Source organism: Hymenobacter metallilatus, assembly GCF_003944705.1.
GTDB lineage: Bacteria > Bacteroidota > Bacteroidia > Cytophagales > Hymenobacteraceae > Hymenobacter > Hymenobacter metallilatus.
This window is the reverse complement of sequence record NZ_RWIS01000001.1, coordinates 431135-448217: the sequence shown is the minus strand read 5'-3', so window position 1 is coordinate 448217 and position 17083 is coordinate 431135. Positions and strand designations below refer to the sequence as shown.

Genomic DNA, 17083 nt, shown 5'->3' with positions numbered 1-17083 from the left:
GCCCGGCCAACGGCCGTCAGGCGCAACTTCGGCAGCCCTTTGTCGTCTAGTAGCCAATTCGGGCACCCTGTGAATGCGCCCGAATCCGTGAAATCCAATGAATCCGTTTACATCCGTGATGAATATAGCCCTCGTTACCTGCGAAAGTCTGGCGCAATATGCCGCCCCCAATGTAGATGACGAGGATAGCCTGCTCACCCGCTACCTGCGCGAGCAGGGCCATTCCGTAGAACCCCGGGTGTGGAGCAACCCGGCCGTAGACTGGCTACGCTACGATGTGGTGGTGGTAAAGTCGCCCTGGGACTATTTCGACCGGGTGGCGGAGTTCTACCAGTGGCTGGACCGGATGCAGCAGCTGGGCGTGCGGATGCTTAACCCCGCTGCTACCATCCGCTGGAACGCCGACAAGAAATACCTGCTGGAAATGGAGCAGGCCGGTGTGCGCATCGTGCCCACCCGCCTGCTGCCCCGCGGCCAGGCTGTGGACGCTGCTGCCCTGCTCTCCGATATGGGCCCGGACCGGCTGGTAATAAAGCCAGCCGTAAGCGGCGGGGCCAAAAACACGTTCATCCTCACGCCGTCGGAAGCCGTCCAGCGCCAGCCCTACCTCACGGAGCTGCTGCAACACGAGGATTTTCTGGCCCAGCCCTTTCTGCCCCGGATTCAGGAGGAAGGCGAATGGTCGTTGCTGTATTTCGGGGGCCAGTACAGCCACTGCGTACTGAAAACGCCCAAAGCGGGCGACTTCCGGGTGCAGCACTACCTGGGCGGCGGCATCGAGCCCCAGCCAGCACCCAGCCACCTGCGCCGCGCCGCCGATGCCATTGTTGCACAGTTTGCCCCCGGCTGCCTCTACGCCCGCGTCGATGGCCTCGACCAGAACGGCGAACTGCTACTGATGGAGCTGGAACTCATTGAGCCTTTCCTGTACCTGGAAGCCGGCGGCCCGGCCGCCTACGCCCGCTACGAAGCCGCTTTGCGGCAACTGGTAGGGGAGAAATGAGAGGCGAGAGATGATAGAATAAGCAGCAAGGCCGTTGGCCGCGCGACGCGGCCGACGGCCTTGCTGCCTGCCTTCAAAACCCATTCACCGAGAAGCCGCCATCCACGGCCAGGGTTTGGCCGGTGATGTAGGCGGCGGCCGGCAGGCACAGAAATGCCACGGCCGCGCCCACTTCCTCGGGCTCCCCAATGCGCCCCAGCGGCGTCCGGCTCAGCACATTTTGCAAGTAGGCGTCGTTCTGCAATACCCCGGCCGCCAGCGGCGTCCGGATATACCAGGGCGCCACGCAGTTCACCCGGATGCCCAGCCCGGCCCATTCCACGGCCAGGTTGCGCGTGAGCTGCACCAGGGCGGCCTTCGTCATGCCGTAGATGGCCCCCGTGCGCACGTGCGTGAGGCCCGCCACCGAGGAGACGTTCACGATACTGCCGCCCCCCGCCGCTACCAGCAGCGGCTGCACCATCCGGCTCAGTTCCCAGGCCGATTCCAGGTTGGTGGCTAATAAGTGCCGGTACTCGTCCGGGGTGTACTCCACGGTAGGTTTGCGGATGTTGGTGCCCACGTTGTTCACCAGAACATGCAGTTGGGGCCAGCGGCGGCTTACTTCGGCCAGCACATGGGCCCGCCCGGCCGTGGTGCTTACGTCGGCCGCAAGGGCGTGGGCCGCCAGCCCTTGCGCCTGCCACTGTGCCACCTGCTGCTCCAGCTCCGGGGCCGTGCGGGCTACGGCCACCACGGTAGCACCCAGTAGTAGCAGCTCGGCGGCTACGGCCGCCCCAATTCCTTTAGAAGCACCGGTTACCAGCGCCACCTGCCCTTGCAGTGACCAACGTGCCTGGAAGTGGGATAATGAAGATTTCATGAAGCGAATCTTGGAATGTTTAAAATTTTGTTCGGTGACAGTTGACAGCAAGGACCCCGTACGGCTGCATAAGCCGCATAAAGAAGGTAAAGGGCTGGTTTATACATTTTTGCAATTTTGTCTGATTTGGGGGTTATTTTATAAATATTATCAATGAATGCTCATGTTGTAATAATTATTGCAAAAAAATAAGCCAGATATTAAAAAGTGATTAATTTAGAACCCACATTCATTCCTGAATGGAAAGAAGCCCATTTAGGTACAGTTCACTTTCACTCCCCACAACCTTACCGTATGATCAACAAATACGCTGCGGCAACGCTGTTGCTGCTTGGTGGCCTAAGCTCGTCTGCCTGGGCTCAGGACTATTCCCGGGTGCAGGCCCAGGACCTCAACGACAACGGCACGCCCTACATGGTGCAATTCCGGGCCGGCAATGGCTACCCTTTGAGCAGCGCCCAGGCCATCCTGCGTGAGCAGCTACAACTCACCCCCGACGACCACATGGTGGCGACGAAAGCCGAAGCCGACCAGGTAGGTTTCGTGCATGAGAAGTACCAGCAGTACTACAAAGGCATTAAAGTAGAACACGCCACGTACTCGGTGCACGCCCGCCGGGGGCAGGTAGAAAGCATCAGCGGCCAGTTTGAAAAGGTACGCGGCCTCAATACCACGCCTTCCCTGAATGCCAAAGCGGCTCTGGAGCAAGCCATGTCGTTTGTAGGGGCCAAAACCTACATGTGGCAGGATGCTCAGGAGGAGGCCAGTCTGAAACAACAGGAGAATAACCCGGCTGCTACCTACAAGCCTCAGGGCGAGCTGGTAGTAGTGCGCAACCAGCGCAGTCAGAACCCGCTGGTGGCCGGTAAGCCCACGCTGGCCTGGAAGTTCAATGTGTACGCCAAAGCGCCCCTGAGCCGCGCTTTCATCTACGTGGATGCTCACTCGGGCGAGGTTATTCTGCAGGATAACATCATCAAGCACGCGGGGGCTACGGCATCTTTTGCCACTGCCTACAGCGGTACCCGCTCCCTGGCCAACGAAACAACCACCGGTGGCTACCGCCTGCGCGAATACACCCGCGGCCTGGGTATTGAAACCTATAACGCCAAAAAGAGCAACAGCTACACCGCTTCCGTCGACTTCGTGGATGCCGATAACAGCTGGACAGCGGCCGAGTACAACAACGCCAACTACGACAACGTGGCCGGCGACGCTCACTTCGGGGCCCAGGCTACCTACGATTACTGGAGCGCCGTGCACGGCCGCAACTCCTACGACAACGCCGGCGCCAAAATCAAGAGCTACGTACACTTTGATGATGTGCCCGGTGGCGCTGGCTACGAAAATGCCTTCTGGAACGGCTCGGTGATGACCTACGGCGACGGGGCCAGCACCTTTAAGCCCCTGACGGCCATGGACGTGTGTGGCCACGAAATTGGCCACGCCGTGTGCGAAAAAACCGCCAACCTGACCTACCAGAACGAATCGGGAGCTATGAACGAAGGCTTCTCCGACATCTGGGGAGCCTGCGTAGAAGCCCGCGCCGTGGGCCAGTATGGCCTAACGGGTAAAAGCACCTGGCTGATTGGCGAAGAAATCATGAAAGCCGGTGGGGCCCTGCGCTCCATGAGCAACCCCAATACCTACAGCCAGCCCGATACCTACAAGGGTACCTACTGGAAGGCTACGACCACCTCGCCCACTTCTGCCAACGACTACGGCGGCGTACACACCAACTCGGGGGTACTCAACTTCTGGTTCTATCTGCTGAGCCAGGGCGGCTCGGGCACCAACGACATTGGCAGCGCCTATTCCGTAACCGGTATTGGTATTGATGCGGCCGCTAAAATTGCCTACCGCACCGAAAGCGTGTACCTCACGGCTTCCTCTACCTACGCCAACGCCCGGACGGCCGCCATTTCGGCTGCCACCGATTTGTACGGCGCTACCTCGGCCCAGGTAACGGCTGTTACCAACGCTTGGTACGCCGTAGGGGTAGGTGCTGCTGCCGGCGGTGGTGGTGGCGGTACGGTTACCTACTGCGCTTCTAAAGGCACCAGCGTGGCCTACGAGTGGATCGACTATGTGAAGCTGGGCACCATTGCCCGTACCTCTACCTCGGATGCCGGCTACTACAATGGCACGGCCACTTCTACCTCTCTCACTGCGGGTACGGCCCAAACCATCAGCTTCTCGGCTGGCTACGCTTCCACGGCCTACACCGAGTACTGGAAAGTATACATCGACTACAACCAGAACGGCGTATTCACGGATGCCGGCGAGTTGGTAGTATCTACCTCCTCGGCCAGCAGTGCCACGCTCAGCGGCTCCTTCACGGTGCCCACCACGGCTAAAAACGGCTCTACCCGCCTGCGCGTAGTCATGAGCGACGCTTCGGCTACTACTAGCTGCAACAGCTACAGCTACGGCGAAACCGAGGATTACACCGTTACTATTTCGGGTGGTGCAGCCCTCACGTCGGGCGTATCGGCTGCTTCGGCCGGTCTTGCGGCCCCAGTAGTTGCCGAGAAAGCATTAACCCTGTTCCCGAACCCTGCTGCCGACGTGCTGAACGTGGCCCTGGCCAGCAAGGCAGAAGTGGTGTCGGCCACGGTAACTGACCTGCGCGGCGCCCGCGTAGCCGGAGCCCGCTTCGAGAATGGCCAGCTGAACGTGGCTGGTCTGGCAAAAGGCATCTACCTGCTCACGGTCAGTGACGGGCAGAAGTCCTTCCACGAGCGTTTCGTGAAAGAGTAGCCGGTCTGCCTGCTGCTCGTTTCCCAAAAGGGCCCGCCACATTGGCGGGCCCTTTTTTGTGCCAGCTTAGCCGCCTTTGGGTCACAAAAAAGCCCGGCCTTTTGGGCCGGGCTCCGGGTAACTTGCCCGCTAGGTGGCGGTATTACGTCAAACCTGCATTAGCGGCCCCAGGGAGCGTATTCCAATTTTAGCTCCAGTTGGCCGTAGCCATCATTCAGCGAGGAAACCGAGCGTCCGGATACCGGGCTGATGTCGTCCAGCTGGTCGGTGGTGGTGAATGAGTAGGAGCCCTCCAGCGAAGCTCCCAGCTTGGGCGTGAGACGCACCGTGAAGCCCACGCCCACCGGCAGCGTAAGCGCCAGGGCCGGGTAGTCGTTGCGTTCCGCGGAGAGGTAGTTGGTGGAGGTATTGCCGCTGGGTCGCTCGGTACCCCGGAAGGCTTTAGGGCTGTAAAGCAGCCACCCGGCTCCCGCTTTCAGGTAAGGCTTGATAAGGGCCGCCGGCCGGCGGGGAGCAGCGTAGGCCCCCTCATCGTGCAGCGGCTCCCAGCGCGCAAACACAATGCCCGCCACGTTGTGACCCTGGAAGGCCAGCCCCCGCTCCGGCAGGTAGTCTTTAGCCCCCAGCCGGATGTACGAGGCCTCGCCCCCCAGCTGCCAGTGCGGATGCAGCTGGTACTGCAGCCCCCCCGTAAAGCTCGGCCCGATAAACTGGTCGCCCGGGCGGCTGGTCAGGTCGCCGTTGTAGTAGCCCACGCCACCGCCCATTGTAAAGCGCAATGGCCCCCGGTAATAGGCCCGCGCCTGCCCATCGTAGTGGCGGCGGCGGCGCTCGGGGCCGGTACCTTGGGCCCTGGCCTGCTGAGCAGCAACCGAAACAAGCAGAATGGCAGGCAGAAGAGAACGGAAAGTCACGCAGTAAAATCAAGAGGTGAGGAAGCCCCGGCATACGCGGCCGTGTGCCGCTACGTTGCCCGAAGGCAGGCCAAGGTATTATTTTATGGTGCCGGCCGGGTCAGGAAGCTTTTCCTTCAGGTCGGAAACCAGTTCAAAATCCATGGAAGTGAGGCTGATATTCTGGCCTTTGTGCACTGCTTCCCAGGCCTGGGGGTATTTTTCCTGGAAGTAATAAGCGCGGGCCAGCTGCTGCCAGGCCGTGGCATTGGCGGCATCCTGGGTGGTGGCCTTTTCCAGCAGTTCCGTGCCGGTAGCCAGGTCCTTTTTCTTGTTGGATTGCCGGTAGCGGATCAGGTAGCTGGCGCCCAGGTCGCTGACCAGGTAGGAGTTGGTAGGCGCCAGCGCCACGCCCTGGGTGAGCAGGGCAATAGACTGCTCGGGGGCCTTATCACTGGCAATAATGCCCAGGCCATGAAAAGCATCGGCGTTGCTGGGGTCCAGTACCCAGGCCAGGTTGAAGCGGTAGGCGGCCGTGTCCGGCTGGTTTTCGGCCAGGTACTCGTAGCCTTTGGTGCTGAAAAACCGGCTGGCCTCCGCCCGGGAGGCGAAGCTGCCAGCCAGTCTGGTCAGGAAGGGTGTGCCCAGCGCCTGCTCGGCCTGGGCGGGGGTGAGGCCGCCAAACTGGGGCTGCAGCCGCTGTACCGTTACCGGATTAGCGGCAGTCACGGGTTTGGTTTTGCGTTGGGCCTGTACAGGAGCCGCTGCCCAGAGAATACAAGCTGTGGCTAGCAGAAAGGAGAATTTCATGGCTGCGTAACGAACGAATGAGGCAAAAATTGAGGCAAGGCCAGCCATCAAAGATAAAAAGGGAACCCAACCTGCGGGCCGCTTGGTACCGCCGCGGCCGCCCGCCAGCTCCCGGGCACAATCCGGCGCTGCCGGATGGCCGTATGTGGCTTTTTCGGCGGGTGTTCAGAAGCATTATGCAGATAGGGTGGTTGCGGATACTGTCCGCACTGGTCGGGGCGCTGGTAGTACTGGTGGCAGGGGCCGAATATGCCGGGGCGCGGCCCAGTCGCCGTGCGGCTGATATTGCCTACGTAGCCGCCACAGACACGGCGTACCAGGCAGCCGGCCACCACCTGGATGTGTATGCACCCCGGCAGCAAACGGCCGCTCCGTACCCGGTAGTGGTATTCATTCACGGAGGGAGCTGGGATAGTGGCAACAAGGATTTTTACTCCTTTATCGGGCGGCGGCTGGCCAAGCAGGGCGTGGTGGCAGTTGTGCTCAATTACCGGCTGGCCCCGCAAGTGCAGGTGCCGCAGATGGCCGACGACTGCGCCAGGGCGGTTGTCTGGACGGTCGCCCACATTCAGGCGTACGGGGGCAACCCGCAGCAGATTTTTGTGATGGGTCACTCGGCGGGGGGCGGGCTGGCGGCTTTGCTGGCCGCCGACGATGCTCTGTTTCGGCGCTGGGGCCTGGCGCGCAACCCCATCCGGGGCGCTATTCTGGACGATCCGGCTGGCCTGGACATGGCGGATTACCTGCGCCGGATGCAATACCCCCACGACGAGCAGTACCTGGTGCCGTTTGGCCGGAATCCGGCGGGTTGGAAACAGGTATCGGCTCTGTATCATCTCACCAGCCACACCCCACCCATGCTGCTGCTGGTTGGCGGAAACACGTACCCATCCATCAGCAGCAGCAGCTACCGGTTTCAGCAGCACCTCCGGGAGCTGGGCCACTCGCCCCGATACACGGTGCTGCCCGGCAAAACGCACATTCCGATGGTGCTACAGCTGTACTGGCAGCACAATATAGTGTACCAGCAGCTGCGGACATTTGTGGGAGCCCACCCGCCTACCCAATAGGCCGTTGGTAGCGCGGGCCGACTGACTTTTACCAGAGTACAGGTATTAGGCCGGGGAAAGTGGGTGCGGTGCTCGGGGGCACACCCTTCCCGCGTAGCCAACCTTTCGGTGCAACCCGCGCCGCTTGTTCCGCTAAAACAAACTGGTTTGCAGACTGGGCCGCTCAAAATCCAGCAGCCACCGTTTGCGCGAGAGGCCACCGGCGTAGCCCGTTAGTTGCCCGTTGGCCCCGATAATGCGGTGACAGGGCCAGATAATGGCCAGCGGGTTCTGACCGTTGGCGGCCCCCACGGCCCGTACTGCACCGGGGCTGCCCAGCTGCCGGGCAATATCCAGATAGGAAGCCGTGTGACCATAGCTCACCAGCGGTAAGGCCGTCCAGACTAATTGTTGAAACCCGGTACCCGAAATGATGTCGGTGGCAAGGGTAAACTCCTGCAGCTCCCGCCCGAAGTAAGCCTGCAGCTGCCGATGGGCCTCCCGTAGACATCCTGCCACCTGGCCCAGAGGAGTTCCCGGGGCCTGGGTATCGGCAGTGGCCGGCTCCTGCATAAACCGGATGCTGCGTAGGCCTGCCTCGGTGCCGCGCAGCTCCAGCGCACCCAGTGGGGTTGGTAAAATGGCGGTGGCCTCAGACATGCGGGAGTGGATGGCTACGTAGAGAAATCCAAAAATAAAGAATGTCGCCAAATGCCCGCTGAGCCACCTTTTAAGGACTGTGTACCTACCCGTTACGGGTCGTCAGGTGTCGGTAGCGCTGAAAAAAGGCGTATATTGGTCAGGCTGGAACCGGAAAAATATAAATCTGTTTCTAGTTTTTTGTGCGGTTTCATGTCCCCTGCGGGGTCGTAGTTCTCCTCATTCAACGCCTTCTTTACTGTGCGGTATTTACTTTTTTGTTCTGCTCTGGGCCTGGGTTTAACCAACGGATTACAGGCGGCGGCTCCGGTCTTCCCGCTCTGGCCTCTGCCAGCGGCAGCGCATAGCCTACCGGTACAAGGCTGGGGCACGGGCCTCACGGCTTCGTATTTCAACAACGGCTCCCTGGCCGGAGCCCCGGTGCTCAAGCGGCAGGATGCGCTAATCGACTTTAAATGGGGGGCGGCTTCGCCCGCCCCGGAGTTGCCCGCCGATAACTTTTCGGTACGTTGGGAAGGGCTGCTGGCGGCTCCTACCACCGGCCGCTACCGTTTTGTGGCCGTTACCTCCGATGAGGTGCGGCTGTGGGTGAACGGCAAAAAGGTGCTGGACACCTGGGATGGGAAAAAGCAAAGCAGCCTTGATGATGCAACCGTAACGTTGGCTGCCGGCGAGAAAACAACCATCAAGCTGGAATACAATGATGCCGATGGCAACGCCGGTATTCAGCTGCAATGGGTGGCACCCGGGCAGGCTCCTCAGGTAATACCTTCGGGAAACCTGTACCCACTAGGCTCCCCCATGACGCCTGACCCCGCCGGTCCGCCGCCCGTGGCCAAGCCCAAAGCTGTGCCTACGCCCACAGCTGCCGCCAAACCAGCGGCAACCAAGCCGGTAGCTGCCACAAAGCCAGCTCCAGCCACCAAACCAGCTACTCCGGCCAAACCAGCCGCCAAACCTGCCGCGCCAGCCCCAGCTAAAGTAGCCAAAGCTGCTCCGCCCGAAAAAGCTCCTAAACCGGTAAAACCGCCGAAACCAGCCAAAGAAGTAGCCGAAGCCACTCCACCCGCTGACCTTTCGGGATTGTATATGCTCACGGTGCGCTCTACGGGTCGGCCGCTAAAGGTAGATCAGGGCCGGCCGGCTACCCGCGCCGAACAGCTGGCCGCTGCCGCCGCCGGCGTGAAGGAAGATGCGCAGTGGCGGATAGAACCGGCCGGAGAGGGTTTGTACCGCCTGGTGTCGCCGGGTAGCAACAAGGTGCTGGAGGTGCTGGGCAGCTCCACTTCCAACGGAGCCCCGCTCAGCGTCTGGACCTACTACAGCGGCTACAACCAGCGCTGGAAGATTGAGGATGCGGGCGAAGGATATTACAAGCTCACGCCCAAGCATGTACGCAAAAAGGTGCTGACCTACGGCGACTCCCTGCAGGGTGGTCTGCAACAGCTCAAATACACGGCTGCCACCAACCAGCAGTGGAAGCTGGTGCCCGTAAAGCCTGCCGAAGAGCCAATACTGGCCGGAGCACCGGCAGTACCCGGGGTGGGGGCCAACAACATGAGCGTGTACCCCAACCCTTCCAATGGGGTAATGCAGATGTCGTACAACCTCAGCGAGGCCCGGCCGCTGGGCTGGGTGCTCTACAACCAGAATGGCGCCGCCGTGCGCGTATCCGACTACCGCAAGCAGGCGGCTGGTGCCCACCACCAAACCCTGGACTTCACCGGCCTGCCCGCCGGCGACTACTACCTCAGCCTCACGGTGGGCATCACCAACACCCGCCAGCTGATTTCCATCCGGCGGCCCACTGCCGATGCGCCCGAAGTAGGCGCGGCTACCGGCAAGTAGCCAGCACCGGCCTAGCATTCGGCCACGGCCGTCCTTGAACCTGTACCCCGAAGCTGTGTTTCGGCCTGCGTAAGAAGCTAATTCCCTTCTCGCGCAGACTGAAGCACAGCTTCGGGGTACACGTGCTTTCGGGGCTCACTAACCTGGCACTTCCACGCGGCATCACCCCCGGAATTCCGGCAGCTGCTCCCAGAGTCGGGCAAACTCGGCGACGTAGGGCTGCACCACGGCGGGGTCGGGGGTAATCAGGAAGTTTTCGAGGTTGAACTCGGCCGCCGAGCGGGTCCAGTTGTAGCTGCCCGTCAGTACGGTCCGGTTGTCGGCTACGGCAAACTTGTGGTGCATGTGGTTGGTCGATTGGTCGGTGCGCACCGCAACCCCGGCCGCCTGCAGCTCCCGCACGTCGGAGCCCCGGTCGAACAGCTTCTCATCATCCGTGAGCAGGCGCACCCGCACGCCACGCCGATGGGCCAGCAGCAGCGCCTCCGTCAGGCGGTCATCGGCCACGGTAAACACGCACACGTCCAGGGTGCGGCGGGCTTCGCCAATGAAGCCCCGGATGGCCGCCACGCATTCCTGGCCCGGACTGAAATACACGGCGGCCTGGCTGGCCGGGAGCTGGCTGGCCGTTACGGTGGCAGGAGGGGCAGGTAGCAAGGCACTGGCCGCTTCCAGCCACTCAATTACCGCTTTGTCCTTGAAGGTGTTGAACCGCTCCTTCGCCAGCTCAAACAGCTGCTGGCGCAGGCTTTCCACGTTGCCGTGCTGCCGCTGAAAAGCCGTGAGCTGGTCGCGCAGCTGCCGGGCCTCGGTGGGCGAAAGGGTAACGTCGGCAAAGGCCTGGCGGAACAGCTGGAGCAGCTCGGCAGCGGAAGGAGTAGACATGCAGGACAAATCAGGGAGTGGAGAGTAATAGCTCGACCGGTTGGGGCAAGGCCTCAGCTACCCGCTGCTGGGCTGCCAGCAGCGCGTCGGCGGAAGGCTGGTGCAGCAGGCGCGTCAGGCCGGGTGTGGGGTGCGTGAGGTCAGCATCCCAAAGGCCAGCCCGGTGCCAGGGCGTGAGGTGGTCCCAGTCGGGCCGGTCGATAATGGGGTAGAGGCACACGCCCAGCAGCGGCACCCCGGCCCGTAAGGTGCGGGTGGCTTCCTCGGCTATCATGCGCAGCCAGGGGGCCCGGTCTTCGCCGGGGTGGCTGGTTTCGGTGAGCACCACGGGCCGGTTGTAGCGGCGGTGGGCCCGCTCCAGCAAGGCGCTCAGGGGCCAGAACCGGGGGTCCTGGTCGTCGTTGGCCCAGCGCAGGGTTACGTGCGGCTCCTGCTGCCACTGGTTGTCATAGTAGTAGTTGAAGCCCAGCAGATCCAGGTACTCGGGGCGGCCGCCCAGCTCGGGGCACAGCCGGCCGGCCAGCATATCCACGCTCTGGAACTGGTTGAGGTCGAACTCCCGCACCCGGCGCAGTTCGGCCGGGCCGGCTCCCACGCGGGGCACCACATGAATCAGCGGCTCGGTGGTGAGGATGCGGATGCCAGGGTCGGCTTCACGCAGGGCGGCTACGCCCTCAATGTAGGCCCGCATCAGCCCCCGCTTTACCTCCCAGCCCTGGCCCACGCAGTAGGGGGAAGTGCCGCGCACGTCGCCGCCCAGCCAGCTCATAAAGCTCACCTCGTTGATGGGGGTTACAATCAGTACCTCCTCGGGGCAGTGCTGGCGGTAGAACTCCACAAAAGCCCGGCACAGGTGCGCAAACCGGCGGGCGAACAGCGGGTGCAGGGGCGTCAGGTCGTCGGGGTAGCCAAAGTGGCATAAGTCCCACACTTGCTGTACGCCATGGCGGCGGCCGGCCTCCAGCAGTACCAGTACCGTGCTCCAGTCGTAGTGGTAGGGCGTTTTCTCCACCTGACTCCAGCGGATACCCTCGCGCACGGTGCTCATGCCGAATTGCTGGATGGCTTGGTAGTCGGCGTCGAGCAGTTGCAGATGTCCGGTAAGCGTCAGAAAATCAACGCGGTGGCCGAAGGCATTTTGCTGGTCGGTGCATTCGAAGCCCGCCATCCAGAACGAACGGAAGGGAGAGTCAGCAAGTAGGTTATGAGGCATAGCACGCGGGTTGGTGAACGGAAACTCAGGGCCGGACAGGACCTAACCGAGTGCTCGTTGTACCGGCAAATGCGCGGCGGGGTTGGAAATAGTCGTGCCGGGGCCTAAATCTGGGGGCTGATTTGCGGGGTAGAGGAGGCCGCATCGTGGCTTTTCTCCGTGAGGCTTTTGGCCTCGATGAAGATGCGCTTAAACTCCGGAAACACAGCCCGAATGGCGTGTTGCAGCTCCCGCACGGCCACCTCTACCTCTCCTGCCGACAGATGGTCATGAAAATCCACGTCCAGGGCCAATACCACATCGGCAGGACCCAGGTACATGGTGAGCGGGGGGCGGCTGGTTTCTACGGCCGGCTGCCGGCCTACTATTTCCAGCACCTGGTCCAGGGTGGCATCATCAACTCCGGTGCCTACCAGCAGACTGCGGGTGCGGCTCACCAGAAACACGGCTACCAGCATCAGGAGCAAACCAATGGCTACGGAAGCGGCTCCATCGAGGTAGGGGTTAGCGAAGGCGTGGCCGAAATACACGCCTAGCAACGCCAGAACCAGCCCCAGTAGGGCCGCCAGATTTTCGAGCACCGAGGCAAACACTGCCGGGTCTTTGCTGGTGCGCAGCTGCTGCCAGAAGCCGCTGCCGGGGCCGCTGCTCTGGGTAAGGGCCCGGGCCGCCAGCCAGAAGGCCCAGCCCTCAAACAGAATAGCCACGCCCAGCACCACGTAGTTCCAGAGCGGGTCGGTGAGGGGCTCGGGGTGTTCAATGTGCTTGATGCCCTCGTAGAACGACATGCCGCCGCCGATGGCGAAAATCAGCACGGCCACAATCAGCCCCCAGAAATACTGCTCCTTGCTGCGGCCAAAGGGGTGGCGCCGGTCGGCTGGTTTCTGGCTCTGCCGCAGGCCATACAACAGCAGTATTCCGTTGCCGCTGTCGACCAGGGAGTGAATGCCCTCCGACAGCATGGCGGAGCTGCTGGTGAAGTAGGCCGCCACAAACTTGCTGATGGCAATGCCCACGTTGGCGGCAATACCCCCGAACAAGGCAGTTTTAGAAGAGTTAGGGTTGGCCATACACAGTAATAAAAAATGCACCTCTCCTACGCAGAGGGTGGCCCGAAGTTAGAAAGCAGCGGCTGTACGGCCACGCCCGTCCCAAACAATCTGCCCCGTTGCGGCCTTTACCACCACCACTTGCCCCGCCTTGTCTGCATGCCCAACCTCTCCTCCTCGCCCCCGCCTGCCCCCGATACTGCTCCCCTGCGCCGCCGCTTAGGTCTGGTGCAGGCCACGGCCCTCAACATGATTGACATGGTAGGCATCGGGCCCTTCGTGACGCTGCCGCTGGTGATGGGGTTTATGGGGCCGAACTTTCTGCTGGCCTGGGTGGTGGGCGCGGCCCTGAGCCTGGTAGACGGCTTAATCTGGAGTGAGCTGGGGGCCACCTACCCGGAAGCAGGTGGCTCCTACCGCTTCCTCAAGCTGGCCTACGGCGAGCATACCTGGGGCCGGCTGGTGTCGTTTCTGTACGTATGGCAGACGCTGGTGCAGGCCCCGCTGGTGGTGGCCTCCGGGGCCATTGGCTTCGCGCAGTACGTTGGCTATTTGGTGCCGCTACCCCAGTGGTGGCAGCCTAAACTGGTTTCGGGAACCGTGGTGCTGCTGCTCATTGCCCTGCTCTACCGCCGCATCGAGGAGGTGGGGCGGCTGGGGGTGCTGCTCTGCCTGGGCGTGCTGGCCCTGATGGCCTGGCTGATTTTCGGAGGACTCACGCACGCCACCCAGCCAGTAAGCTGGCTGCCGGCGGGCGGGGTAGGGCAGCTGCCGGGGGTGCTGCTGTCGGTAGCCATGGGGCAGGCCACCGTTAAAACCATTTACAGCTACCTGGGCTACTACAATGTGTGTCATTTGGGGGGCGAAGTCCGGGAGCCGCATAAGCTGATTCCGCGCAGCATTTTCCTGAGCATCGTGGGTATTATGGCGTTGTATCTGCTGCTTAACTGGAGCGTGGGGGCCGTTATTCCCTGGCAGGAGGCGGCCCGGTCCGAGTTTATCGTCAGTACCTTCGTGGAGCGCCTGTATGGGCCGCTGGCAGCCAAGGCGGCCACGGCGCTGGTGCTATGGGTGGCGTTTGCTTCCCTGTTTGCGGTGCTGTTGGGCTACTCGCGCATCCCCTACGCTGCCGCCGCCGACGGCGAGTTTCTGCCGGTATTTGCCCGCACGCATCCTACCAAGCACTTTCCGCACGTATCCTTGCTGCTGCTGGGGGGCGTGGGGTTTGTATTTAGTCTGCTGTTCAAGCTGGGCGAGGTTATCAGCGCCATTCTGGCCATGCGCATTCTGGTGCAGTTTGTGGGCCAGGCGGTAGGCGTAGTGCTGCTGCGGCGGCGGCGGGGGGCGGCAGGTTTGCCCTTCCGGATGCCACTGTACCCGCTGCCGGTACTGGTGGCCGTAGCGGTGTGGCTGTGGGTGTTTGCCAGCATTCAGGAGGGTATCAAGGTAGCTCTGCTGGGTACCACGGTGTTCGTGCCGTTTCAGGTAGTTGCTCTCCTGATGATGGGCCTGGGTACGGTAGTGTTTCTGCTCTGGAGCCGACGCCTGGGCCGGTGGCCATTCGCTCCGCCTCGGTAGTGCAGGAGGATGTTACTGGCTACCCGTAAAGTCAATTAGGTGAGGCGCTTTTCGTAGCAGAAGAACCGTAGCCCCGGCCGGAAAGCCAGAGTAATTTCGCCGGCAAACCGGTAGCCCAGCTTAGGAAACAGCCGTTGGGTAGCCTGGTTTTCGGAGTTGGTATCCACGCGCAGTACGCGCAGGTCCTGCTGCCGGGCCAGTTGCTCGGCCTGCCCCAGCAGGGCTGCTGCCAGCCCCTGACCCTGGGCGGCGGGGTCTACGGCTAGGCGGTGCGTTACCAGGGCCGGCTCGGTCACGTCCCAGTCGGCCTGGGCATATTCGGGGTCTTGGTGGTTATGGGTGAGAGCGGCCACGGCGGCTACCCGCCCCTGGTGCTCCGCCACCCACAAATGGCCCTGCGCTATATCCTGCCGGAATACGGCTTCGTTGGGGTAGTCCGCGGTCCACTGCCAGTTGCCGGTGGCCTGCATCTGGGGCACCACCCGGCGCACCACATCCAGAACAGCCGGCAGGTCGGCTAGGGTTGCCAAACGAATCATCGAAAGAAAAGCAAATAAGAGGAAGTAAACAGACAAGCTCCCGGCGAAACCCTTGCCGGGACCGGGAGCTTATACCTTGGGCCGCAGGCCTAGCCTCGCCGCAGCACCTGAGCAGCTTCCTTGGCGAAGTAAGTCAGGATGGCGTCGGCCCCAGCCCGCTTAATGCTGGTGAGCACCTCCATCATGGTCTTTTCCCCATCGAGCCAGCCCTGCTGGGCGGCGGCCTTCACCATGGCATACTCCCCCGATACGTTGTAGGCCGTTACGGGCAGCTGGGTATGGTTGCGCACCTCCCGAATTATGTCGAGGTAGCTCAGGGCCGGCTTAATCATCACCATATCGGCGCCTTCCTGCTCATCGAGGGCCAGCTCGCGCAGGGCTTCCCGGCGGTTAGCGGGATTCATCTGGTAGCTTTTTTTGTCGCCTTTTTTGGGAGCCGAATCCAGCGCGTCGCGGAAGGGGCCATAGAAGGCGGAGGCGTATTTGGCCGTGTAGCTCATGATGCTCACGCCCGAGAAGCCGTTGCTATCCAGCACTTCCCGGATCCAGGCCACGCGCCCATCCATCATGTCTGAGGGACCAATAATATCGGCACCGGCGCGGGCCTGGGCCAGGGCCATCTGCCCCAGCACTTCCAGGCTGGCATCGTTCAGAATTTCGCCCGATTCAGCATCCACAATGCCGTCGTGCCCGTCGGAGGAGTAGGGGTCCATGGCCACGTCGGTCATCAGCACTACTTCCGGAAACTGCCGCTTGATGCTGGCCACTGTTTTCAGGTAAAGACTCTCCATGTTGGCCGATTCCCGGGCCAGCCGGTCTTTCAGCGCCTCATTCACCTGCGGAAACGGGGCGAAACTCCGGATGCCCAGCTCTACGCAACGGCCAATTTCATCGATAACCCGGTCGGCCGAAAACCGGTGGATACCCGGCATCGACTTAATCTCGACCTGCTGGTTCTGGCCTTCCGTAATGAAAATCGGGTAAATAAAATCGGGAGTCGCAAGGTGCGTTTCCTGCACCATGTCGCGGATAACCTGAGACTTTCGGTTGCGGCGCGGGCGGTGCGTGGGTACGTTGGGCATCGTTGGGGTCAGTTGGTAGACGGGATAGAACAGCCTGGGCAAAGGTAAGGTTACCGGGGGAAGCTATTGAGGCACTGGCCGGCAACGTATGAGCCCACTGGCCCCCAGCACAATTCCCAGCACTCCTACCAGAGCCACCAGCCCTGCGCCTAGCGCCATGCCGGCCCCTAGTACGCCCACCCCCGCCAGAGCCAGCAGCACACTCTGCAAACCGCTAGTCCATCGGAGGCGGCCAGGTAGCCGGGGCCGTGCTACGGCCTGCCAGCCGCCGGCATAGCCCCGCCCAAGCAGGAGGTAGCCGGGTACGCCCAGTGCCAGCCCAAGAAGTAGCCCAAGCCATCCACCAATGGAAAAGCCCAGCAGCAAGCCCCCAACAACCAAGCCTAGTCCCGTCAGAAAATACGCTGTATCGGATACGGGCCGGCCTTGCCCAACGCTGGCAGAGGCATCAGGCAGCGCCGAGCCGGCGCGTAGCCGGCGGAATGGGTAGGGGTGCTTCCGGTCCCGGGTCAGACTACTAAGATGAGGGACTGGTTGTCGGCTGCTCGGAGGTAGGGCAGCGCGGGCCGAAAGCGGGCGGCGGGCCAGCACGGCGACTTTGGCGCGGCGCAAGCGGGTAACTGTGCCGGTGGGCCCCGGAGCCGGTAGTGCTGCCGGCCGGCTGGCTACCGAGCTGGCCGGCAGTTGGGCGGGCGGTAGCACTAACCCATTAGGCCCGGGTTCGGGCAGGCTTGCTGGCCCGGCACTATAAGCCGGCTGGAGCGGCCGGAATAAAAATACGCCCTGCGCGCCGCGGCACCCGGCCAGCAGGCCAACCACCAGCAACAAGCTCCCTATCCACGGTCGGGCCAT

At 62.1% G+C, this 17083-nt stretch carries 15 protein-coding genes; 5 read left to right on the top strand and 10 right to left on the bottom strand.

Translation table 11 applies throughout. The annotated features are described in order from the left end of the window. Positions 1–118: 118 nt before the first annotated feature. Positions 119–1003: an ATP-grasp domain-containing protein gene (locus EI290_RS01825; RefSeq protein WP_125426068.1), complete on the top strand. Its 885-nt coding sequence runs from the start codon at positions 119–121 to the stop codon at positions 1001–1003. Between the two features lie 73 nt (positions 1004–1076). On the opposite strand, the gene EI290_RS01820 is transcribed toward EI290_RS01825, so the two are convergent. Next, complete coding sequence (locus EI290_RS01820) at positions 1077–1865, bottom strand: SDR family oxidoreductase (RefSeq protein ID WP_125426065.1); 789 nt, start codon at positions 1863–1865, stop codon at positions 1077–1079. 294 nt (positions 1866–2159) lie between these two features. Between EI290_RS01820 and EI290_RS01815 the strand changes: the two genes are divergently transcribed. Further along, complete coding sequence (locus EI290_RS01815; protein WP_125426062.1) at positions 2160–4625, top strand: M4 family metallopeptidase; 2466 nt, start codon at positions 2160–2162, stop codon at positions 4623–4625. 158 nt (positions 4626–4783) lie between these two features. On the opposite strand, the gene EI290_RS01810 is transcribed toward EI290_RS01815, so the two are convergent. Next, entirely contained in the window at positions 4784–5539 is a 756-nt protein-coding gene (locus tag EI290_RS01810; protein WP_125426059.1) for an outer membrane protein, read from the bottom strand. 78 nt (positions 5540–5617) lie between these two features. Beyond that, entirely contained in the window at positions 5618–6328 is a 711-nt protein-coding gene (locus tag EI290_RS01805) for a tetratricopeptide repeat protein (RefSeq protein ID WP_125426056.1), read from the bottom strand. Positions 6329–6471: 143 nt separating this feature from the next. Between EI290_RS01805 and EI290_RS01800 the strand changes: the two genes are divergently transcribed. After that, the gene (locus EI290_RS01800; protein ID WP_246008819.1) at positions 6472–7398 is read left to right on the top strand and encodes an alpha/beta hydrolase; all 927 of its coding nucleotides are present in this window, start codon (positions 6472–6474) and stop codon (positions 7396–7398) included. A gap of 132 nt (positions 7399–7530) precedes the next feature. On the opposite strand, the gene EI290_RS01795 is transcribed toward EI290_RS01800, so the two are convergent. Continuing rightward, a complete protein-coding gene (locus tag EI290_RS01795; protein ID WP_125426053.1) occupies positions 7531–8037 on the bottom strand; it encodes a methylated-DNA--[protein]-cysteine S-methyltransferase in 507 nt (168 codons plus the stop codon). Positions 8038–8277: 240 nt separating this feature from the next. Between EI290_RS01795 and EI290_RS01790 the strand changes: the two genes are divergently transcribed. Beyond that, on the top strand, positions 8278–9885 hold the full coding sequence (locus EI290_RS01790; protein ID WP_125426050.1) for an RICIN domain-containing protein: 1608 nt from the start codon (positions 8278–8280) through the stop codon (positions 9883–9885). A gap of 162 nt (positions 9886–10047) precedes the next feature. Here the strand turns inward: EI290_RS01790 and EI290_RS01785 are convergent, their stop codons facing one another. The 3 genes from EI290_RS01785 to EI290_RS01775 form a co-directional block, all read right to left on the bottom strand. Further along, positions 10048–10770: a phospholipase D-like domain-containing protein gene (locus tag EI290_RS01785; RefSeq protein ID WP_125426047.1), complete on the bottom strand. Its 723-nt coding sequence runs from the start codon at positions 10768–10770 to the stop codon at positions 10048–10050. A 10-nt stretch (positions 10771–10780) separates the two neighbouring features. Beyond that, the gene (locus EI290_RS01780; RefSeq protein ID WP_125426044.1) at positions 10781–11983 is read right to left on the bottom strand and encodes an amine oxidase; all 1203 of its coding nucleotides are present in this window, start codon (positions 11981–11983) and stop codon (positions 10781–10783) included. Between the two features lie 104 nt (positions 11984–12087). Continuing rightward, a complete protein-coding gene (locus EI290_RS01775) occupies positions 12088–12975 on the bottom strand; it encodes a cation diffusion facilitator family transporter (protein ID WP_394343521.1) in 888 nt (295 codons plus the stop codon). 216 nt (positions 12976–13191) lie between these two features. Between EI290_RS01775 and EI290_RS01770 the strand changes: the two genes are divergently transcribed. Continuing rightward, a complete protein-coding gene (locus EI290_RS01770) occupies positions 13192–14610 on the top strand; it encodes an APC family permease (RefSeq protein WP_125426041.1) in 1419 nt (472 codons plus the stop codon). Between the two features lie 35 nt (positions 14611–14645). Here EI290_RS01770 and EI290_RS01765 read toward each other — a convergent pair whose 3' ends face one another. The 3 genes from EI290_RS01765 to EI290_RS01755 form a co-directional block, all read right to left on the bottom strand. After that, positions 14646–15149, bottom strand: a complete 504-nt coding sequence (locus EI290_RS01765; protein WP_125426038.1) for a GNAT family N-acetyltransferase — start codon at positions 15147–15149, stop codon at positions 14646–14648. Between the two features lie 89 nt (positions 15150–15238). Further along, positions 15239–16231: a porphobilinogen synthase gene (gene hemB, locus EI290_RS01760; protein WP_125426035.1), complete on the bottom strand. Its 993-nt coding sequence runs from the start codon at positions 16229–16231 to the stop codon at positions 15239–15241. A 63-nt stretch (positions 16232–16294) separates the two neighbouring features. Continuing rightward, on the bottom strand, positions 16295–17083 hold the full coding sequence (locus EI290_RS01755) for a hypothetical protein (protein ID WP_125426032.1): 789 nt from the start codon (positions 17081–17083) through the stop codon (positions 16295–16297).

Coding starts and splice junctions, on each gene's coding strand:
- EI290_RS01780 (WP_125426044.1), bottom strand. CDS start 11,983: ATGCCTCATAACCTACTTGCTGACTCTCCCTTCCGTTCGTTCTGGATG.
- EI290_RS01825 (WP_125426068.1), top strand. CDS start 119: ATGAATATAGCCCTCGTTACCTGCGAAAGTCTGGCGCAATATGCCGCC.
- EI290_RS01800 (WP_246008819.1), top strand. CDS start 6,472: ATGTGGCTTTTTCGGCGGGTGTTCAGAAGCATTATGCAGATAGGGTGG.
- EI290_RS01820 (WP_125426065.1), bottom strand. CDS start 1,865: ATGAAATCTTCATTATCCCACTTCCAGGCACGTTGGTCACTGCAAGGG.
- EI290_RS01805 (WP_125426056.1), bottom strand. CDS start 6,328: ATGAAATTCTCCTTTCTGCTAGCCACAGCTTGTATTCTCTGGGCAGCG.
- EI290_RS01815 (WP_125426062.1), top strand. CDS start 2,160: ATGATCAACAAATACGCTGCGGCAACGCTGTTGCTGCTTGGTGGCCTA.
- EI290_RS01765 (WP_125426038.1), bottom strand. CDS start 15,149: ATGATTCGTTTGGCAACCCTAGCCGACCTGCCGGCTGTTCTGGATGTG.
- EI290_RS01770 (WP_125426041.1), top strand. CDS start 13,192: ATGCCCAACCTCTCCTCCTCGCCCCCGCCTGCCCCCGATACTGCTCCC.
- EI290_RS01795 (WP_125426053.1), bottom strand. CDS start 8,037: ATGTCTGAGGCCACCGCCATTTTACCAACCCCACTGGGTGCGCTGGAG.
- EI290_RS01785 (WP_125426047.1), bottom strand. CDS start 10,770: ATGTCTACTCCTTCCGCTGCCGAGCTGCTCCAGCTGTTCCGCCAGGCC.
- hemB (WP_125426035.1), bottom strand. CDS start 16,231: ATGCCCAACGTACCCACGCACCGCCCGCGCCGCAACCGAAAGTCTCAG.
- EI290_RS01755 (WP_125426032.1), bottom strand. CDS start 17,083: ATGGCCCGACCGTGGATAGGGAGCTTGTTGCTGGTGGTTGGCCTGCTG.